This window comes from Pseudoalteromonas sp., assembly GCF_041613455.1.
GTDB lineage: Bacteria > Pseudomonadota > Gammaproteobacteria > Enterobacterales > Alteromonadaceae > Pseudoalteromonas.
In genome coordinates, this window is the sequence record NZ_JBFJHD010000158.1 from 1 (window position 1) to 7135 (window position 7135).

6 protein-coding genes and 1 pseudogene are annotated in these 7135 nt (G+C 43.5%); 2 read left to right on the forward strand and 5 right to left on the reverse strand.

Annotated features, from left to right (window positions below; translation table 11 throughout):
• The 3 genes and pseudogenes from ABYB02_RS12750 to pmbA form a co-directional block, all read right to left on the reverse strand.
• Nucleotides 1–1177, reverse strand: a pseudogene (locus ABYB02_RS12750) (peptidase M13); the annotation flags it as partial.
• Between the two features lie 235 nt (nucleotides 1178–1412).
• Nucleotides 1413–1892: a DUF721 domain-containing protein gene (locus tag ABYB02_RS12755; RefSeq protein WP_372762822.1), complete on the reverse strand. Its 480-nt coding sequence runs from the start codon at nucleotides 1890–1892 to the stop codon at nucleotides 1413–1415.
• A 78-nt stretch (nucleotides 1893–1970) separates the two neighbouring features.
• Nucleotides 1971–3320 carry a metalloprotease PmbA gene (gene pmbA, locus ABYB02_RS12760; protein WP_372762823.1) on the reverse strand — a complete coding sequence of 450 codons (1350 nt, stop codon included), beginning with the start codon at nucleotides 3318–3320 and terminating at the stop codon, nucleotides 1971–1973.
• Between the two features lie 311 nt (nucleotides 3321–3631).
• On the opposite strand from pmbA, the gene yjgA reads away from it, so the two are divergent.
• Nucleotides 3632–4159 (forward strand): ribosome biogenesis factor YjgA, encoded by a 528-nt coding sequence (gene yjgA, locus ABYB02_RS12765; protein ID WP_372762827.1) that lies wholly within the window; start codon nucleotides 3632–3634, stop codon nucleotides 4157–4159.
• A gap of 119 nt (nucleotides 4160–4278) precedes the next feature.
• Nucleotides 4279–5652, forward strand: a complete 1374-nt coding sequence (gene hemN, locus ABYB02_RS12770) for an oxygen-independent coproporphyrinogen III oxidase (RefSeq protein WP_372762824.1) — start codon at nucleotides 4279–4281, stop codon at nucleotides 5650–5652.
• 98 nt (nucleotides 5653–5750) lie between these two features.
• Here hemN and ABYB02_RS12775 read toward each other — a convergent pair whose 3' ends face one another.
• Nucleotides 5751–6266, reverse strand: a complete 516-nt coding sequence (locus ABYB02_RS12775; protein WP_372762825.1) for a DUF2489 domain-containing protein — start codon at nucleotides 6264–6266, stop codon at nucleotides 5751–5753.
• 12 nt (nucleotides 6267–6278) lie between these two features.
• Nucleotides 6279–6860: a Der GTPase-activating protein YihI gene (yihI, locus tag ABYB02_RS12780; protein ID WP_372762826.1), complete on the reverse strand. Its 582-nt coding sequence runs from the start codon at nucleotides 6858–6860 to the stop codon at nucleotides 6279–6281.
• Between the last annotated feature and the right edge of the window lie 275 nt (nucleotides 6861–7135).

Here is a 7135-nt window from a genome sequence, read left to right on the forward strand (position 1 = left end):
GTTCCATACGCGCTTTGGCTGCTGGCGGAAAGTGCTCTTTAACGTAGACCTTACCTAAAATCTCCCCTAACACACTATTTGATGCATCAACGGCTTGCTTCCAAAGCGGAGCTTGTTGTTCTACGCCGCGTAACGTGCTGCCGTAAAAATCAAACTTTAGATCGACCAACTCTTTATTGAGTAGCTGAGCATAATTACTAACAAAGTGAAATTTAAGGTAGTTTTGCCATGTGGCTAAATCGGTGTTGTTATAAATACTGGCGAGCTTTGCAAAGTAGCTCGGCTGACTCACAATGAGCTCGGCACTATTAATACCTAGGGCATTAAAATACGCAGCAAGATCAAAGTCGCCCAGCAGCGTATTCGCTTCATCCATACTCATTTTATTATACGATTTAGTCGCATCACGGCTTTCTACTCGGCTCCACTGCGCATCGGCCAGTGTTGCTTCAAGAGCAAAAACATTGCTTGCTGCGGCATCAGCATTGGCAACCCCAGCATGCGCTAAAATAGCACTCATGTAGGTTTGGTAGGTAGCGCGAATTTTGCTAAATTTTTCATCATTTTTTAAATAATAATCACGATCCGGTAAACCTAAGCCAGATTGATAAGCATACAAGGCATATGCACTGGAGTTTTTAGCATCGTTATTAACATACCAGCCAAAGGGTAACGTCCCCCCTTGTAGTTGCAACTGCGCCATTAATGTAACCAGCTGTTGTTTATCTGTTATTGCATCAACACTTGCTAGTGCGGGCTCTAATGGCAACATGCCAAGCTCTTCACGTGCCTCTTCTGCCATATAGCTTTGATAAAATGCCGCGAGCTTAGCTTCATCACTACCCGCTGCAGCCGCGCTGTTCGCAACCGCGTTTTCAAGCACGGTTTTCATCGCTTTTTGCGACTCATCATATAATTGTGAAAACGAACCATAATTAGACTTATCAGCGGGAATTTCGGTGTTAGCTAACCATTGACCATTTACATGGTAATAAAAGTCATCTTGCGCACGCACCGACTGATCGATATTTTCCAGCTCGATGCCCGATCCCAACGCAGCGACTGGCGTCTTAATTGTTGCCGTTTTGGTTACTTGCGTTGCAGGCTGCTTTTCACCGCACCCTATTAATCCAAGGGCCATGGCAATAGCAGCGGCGGTGATAGTTATTTTTTTCATAAGGATCCTACTGATTAGTGAACACAAATAGCTATTTCATTAAAAGTTAGCGGCAACAGCTGTAATCATTGCGTGCTGTGATTGGAAGTGTTTAATAAAATAAGCATCAATATCACCATCATAAACCTGATGCGAACAACAATAAAATAGAATGTGTAACAAAGTATTTTCAATTTATTACGCATAAAAATAACCGCTTAGATAAGCGGTTAAGCGACAAAATGAATTGCGTTGATTACTTTTTATTGCTGCCATGACGAGCCAGGCGCTCGAGCTTTTCTTTTAATGAAGGCGGGGCCGAAGCAGCAAGGGCCGTTAAGTATTCAGCCGTTTGCAAACTCATTTTGCGCGAGTTCGTCGTTGCCGTGCCGCTCGTTTTACTCACCGTACTTAAACGCTGAGTGGCTTGCGGGTTAGCCGTAATTTTAATTTGCCCAAGCTCTGCCATACCGGCAGCCCTGAAGTGAGACAACATGTCCATTTTTAAATAATTTAGCCGCAGCGCAATCGGTGCCGACACCGCTTCTATCATTAAGGTACCGTCGCGATAATTACTCACTCGGCATTTATCCGCTAATTTAGTACCTAAAAAGTCACGTAGTAAGGTTTGTTGTTGATCGAGGGCTTGGCTTTTACCCGCATACGCCGACAAGCGGTTGTTAAGCCCTGCCATAATATCGGTTAATGGTTTTGGCGCATATCTATCTTTCGCCATATTACACCTCGTAAAACGTGTTGCTGCGATGGCTCAAGTCAAGCATCGCTCAACTTGAGTATACACTGCGCTGTGCGACTAAGCGCCTGCTATCTGCATTTGCTCTATTAACACTGAGCCAGTTTGAATACCACCGCGCTTTTCTATATCGCCGCCAAGCGCCACAATGCCTTTAAACATCTCGGCTAAATTACCGGCAATGGTAATTTCGCTTACAGGGTATTGAATTTCGCCATTTTCCACCCAAAAACCCGCAGCGCCACGCGAGTAATCGCCGGTGACGGTGTTAACGCCCTGCCCCATCAATTCAGTTACCAGCAAGCCGGTGCCCATGGTTTTTAACAGTGCGGTTAAATCATTATGAGTGTGCTCTACCAACCAATTATGAATGCCACCGGCGTGGCCGGTAGGCGTCATATTCATTTTGCGCGCTGCGTAGCTGGCTAATAAATAGGTTTGTAATTCGCCACCTTGAATGATTTCACGATCAAAGGTTTTTACCCCTTCGCTATCAAACGGTGACGAGGCTAGCCCTTTAAGAATGTGTGGGCGCTCGGCAATATTGACACAATCACTAAAAATTGGTTTGCCTAAGCTGTCCAGCAAAAAGCTCGACTTGCGATACAAAGCACCACCACCAATAGCCGACACTAAATGACCAAACAATGAATTAGCAATGTCAGCCCTAAAAATAACCGGCACCTTCATGGTGCCTAGCTTTTGGCTGTTTAGTTTAGCCAGTGTTTCCGCAGCGGCTTCTCGCCCTACTGCTGCCGCATCGGTTAAACCGGCTTGATCGCGTGCCACGGTATACGCCGAGTCACGTTGCATGTGTTCGCCTTCTTTGCCTATCACCATAGTACTAATACTGTGACGAGTACGAGGAAAACCCGCGATTAAGCCATGGCTATTACCATAAACTCGCAGCCCTTGATGCGATGAAAAACTGGCGCCATCCGAATTAACAATACGCGCATCAGCATTCAATGCCGCTTGTTCGGCAGCATGACATAGCTCAATTCCTTGCTCCGGAGTGACGTCCCAGGGGTGATATAAATCAAGATCTTTTGGTGCAAATTCAAGCAGCGCCTTATCAGCAATGCCATTACACGGATCGTCTGAGGTAAATTTGGCAATATCTATCGCTTTTTCAACCACAGCACGTAATGTTTTTGGGCTTAAATCGGCGGTAGACGCCGAGCCTTTATTGTTACCCACATAAACACTAATGCCTAAACCACCATCTTGGTTAAACTCTATGGTTTCTACCTCGCCCATACGAGTACTCACCGATAAACCCGAAGTGCTCGACATCGCGGCTTCTGCGGCCGTGGCGCCTAATTTTTTTGCATGTTCGAGCACGGCTGCTACCGCCTCTTTTACTTCAGAGAGTTGAGAATAAATTGGATCGTGTTGTGGGCTTGTCATAAATATAATCCTGAGCCTTAAAGGCAATATTGCACGCTATTCTTATATGCAAATGCTAACACACTCAATGCAGCACATCAGCTACTATTGCTATGGCGGCGTGCAGTTTGTACTGCTGGATTTCGCTTACCCTACTGGGTATCACGGCAGCGAGGTGGTTATTGCCTACTTATAACTGGCAAATTGATATACTGGGTTAATTTTAGCTAACAGTGCCACGCACTGCAGTAAATTTAACCATAAAATATCCACATACCCAATTAATATAATCATGTATAATGGTAAAAGTTATTTATTTAGAAGAGCACCCCATGGCGAAGAAAAAGAGCAAGTCTGCTGAAATTGAAGAAGAAATTATATATGTCTCTAAAACTGAGCTGAAGCGCGACGCGCAAGAGCTACATCAGTTAGGAGCTGAAATCGCTAAAATGGGTAAAAAGCAACGTGAACGTTTGCCGCTCAATGATGATTTAAAAGAAGCCATGGTAGTTGCTGACAAAATTAGTAATAAAAGTGATGCCTATCGTCGCCATTTAAATTACATCGCTAAAACATTACGCACCGTAGAAAATATCGAAGAAATCAAAGCGATTATCGATATTATGCTGAATAAAAATAACCAAGCAGAAGTATTAATTAAAAAAATTGAGCAACTGCGTAGTGATTTAATTGTTCAAGGCGATGAGCTAATTAACCCCACTATTGAGCAATACCCGATGCTTGAGCGCCAAAAAATGCGTCAATTAGTCCGCAATGCAGCCAAAGAAGCAAAAGCCGAAAAAGTAGGCAAAGCGCACAAAGAGTTATTTCAGTATTTAAAAGATGCGATTATGCAATAATTAGCCTCACGCTAACATAATTAAAAAGGTGCTACGGCACCTTTTTTTGTTGTAGATCAACACCGCTTGCGCACGACTTTTTTATAATCCGCAGCTGAATAATTATTTAGGTGTCCGTGATGAAAGAACTGCCAATCTGGGATCAAACCCTAATCGAAAAATACAATGTGGCTGGCCCTCGCTATACCTCATACCCAACCGCTTTATCACTCACAGAGGGTTTTCAACAGCAAGACTTGCTCAGTGCCATGGCGTCAGCAACTAGCCGCTCGTTATCGCTGTACATTCATATTCCCTTTTGCAGCCAACTTTGCTACTACTGCGGCTGTAATAAAGTCATTACCCGCCATCAAGCTAAAGCCGATAGCTACCTTGATTTTCTTGCAACAGAAATTATCGCTCAAGCACCGCTATTTAAGCACTATACGGTAGAGCAGCTACACTTAGGCGGCGGTACGCCAACTTTTTTAACCAGTACACAAATGACCCGCTTAGTTAAGTTATTAGAGCAACACTTTAACTTTAGCGCCCATACTGAGCGCGGTATTGAAATCGATCCCCGTTCGCTGGCCGATAATATGCTGGTTAATTTAAGGGACTTAGGCTTTAATCGCGTGTCATTTGGTATTCAAGACTTTAACGATGCGGTGCAATTAGCGGTGAACCGCCCACAACATGCAGACAAGCTTAAACAATTAATAACCCAAGCACGGCAGCTGGGCTTTACATCAATTAATGCTGATATGATTTATGGCTTACCGTTACAAACCCCTAGTAGCTTTAAGCACAGCATAGCGCAATTGATTGCACTCAACCCCGACCGTGTTTCAGTATTTAATTACGCTCACTTGCCTGAGCGCTTTGCCGCACAGCGGAAAATTAAAAACGCTGATTTACCCAGTGCGCACGATAAGTTGACTATGTTTAAAAATACTCTTGAGCAAATGTTAGACGCAGGCTATCAATTTATTGGTATGGATCATTTTGCTAAAGCCGACAATGAGTTAGCAATAGCGCAAAATAAGGCCGAGCTACATCGTAACTTTCAGGGCTATACCACCCATCAACACTGTGATTTATTAGGCTTAGGGGTCTCGTCAATTTCGCTAATTGGCCACACCCTATTACAAAACCATAAAGACTTGAAAAGCTACTACCACGCGCTAAATACCACACACGGCAGTGCGATTAACAAAGGCGTACATTTAAACAGCGATGATGTAATACGCGCAGCAGCAATTAAAACGCTTATCTGCCAGTTTGAGTTAGATATGCGGGCGTTTAGTCAGCACCATGGCGTTAACTTTAACCACTACTTTGCAGATGCACTCACGGCGATTAAGCCGTTAATAGCCGATGGCATGGTGACTATTGCGGATAATATGCTGCGTGTGACTGCGCGTGGTAAGCTATTTATTCGTATTATTTGTATGTGCTTTGATGCGTACTTACAACAGCCCCTAAATAGCACTCGCTTTTCGCGGGTGATTTAGCCACTGGCCATCCACTAACAGATAAAAACAAAAAAGCAGACCAAGGTCTGCTTTTTTGTTTTTTAACATTTAAACGTCAGTCACCAGTACTTATCGAGCTAATTAAATACCACATTTTCGCTGCCTGGGGCCGCTTTAAACTCGGTAATAATTTTTGCACAGTCAGCTAAAATTTCATCTTTGTGCGTTTCTTCTGCTCGCCACCGCGTAGTATCTTGCTTAAAAATCTCTTTTTTGCTGTATTTTTTACGTGCATCGTGAGTCGGCATTTCTTTAACCACTTGGTACATTTTATAAATGCCCGGATATGCTTGTGTTAAATCTAGTTCCGATTCAAACCCATACTGCGACATAAGCACCCAAATACGTAAACAGCCTTCTGAAAATTCACATTGCTGCTCGTGCATAGCACGTGCTATTAAGTGAATGCTATCGGCTAATTTGGCATTACGCTTTAAGCGCGATTGCTTTAGCTTTTGCTGTTGCTCTGCCTGCTTTTTAGCAATTAATTTGTTTTGCGCATTTAGTTTATAAAGCAACTGGCCCGCATAAAAAGCCAAGCCCGCTATAATCGCACCACCTACTAAAAAGGCTAAGATCATCGCTGTGCTCATTACTGACCCTTATTACTTTTCATCGTCGTCATCTAGCCATTCATTGGCTAAATCATTTGATAAGTACTGATCAAAGTCTGAATTAGCCTCTTCACTAAAGTCGTCTTCAAACTCGTCTTCATCTTCAATGCCTAACAGCTCGCACAATGCTTGATGACGTGCAATGCGGCTATTAAAGTATTTAGCATCTTTGCCCGTCAGCATTTCACCTTGTTCATGGCGCTCCACTAATTTTAGTAAGCGCTCATCGTTTTCAAGTGCTGCTAACTCTTGCTCAGGTGTTAGTTCCGGCTGTTGCGACTTTTTAAGTTCAGCGGTTGGCTTTAAGTTACGCTTCATTTCTACTTTCGGCTCAGCAGCAACCGCCACTAACGGCACCGCTTTTTTACTGCCGATGCGCTTATCTTTCGCACCAGTATTTGCCTTACTTTGTTGCTCAGTTAATAACTCAGGCGCGTTACGTGAACCCGGCTTAGCGCCTTTGGTTTTTTTTACGCGCTGCTCTTTTAATGCACGCATTTCTTTAAGCTTATCTTGGCTTAAACGAACCGGTCCATTTGATGGAATTTTACGTGATTTTTTCTTTCTACTCATAATCTTGATCGTCTCACTTAAGAGGTTTTGGGCGAGGCGCAAATCAATCGGCATCGCAATGCTGGCCTAGCCAGAAGAATTCAGTTTGCACTATAAAGCTTGGGTTGCTCTACTTTAGCGGCTAAATCAGCTTATGGCTGATTTTAAACGGTCACCATTGTAACAGGACAAATAAAAAGGCGGTAGAGAAAACATCTCTACCGCCTACTAATCTGAGCGCCATTATCTGGACACTTCTCCCTTCGACTTTTTAGTCTTTATTATTATTGTTATTA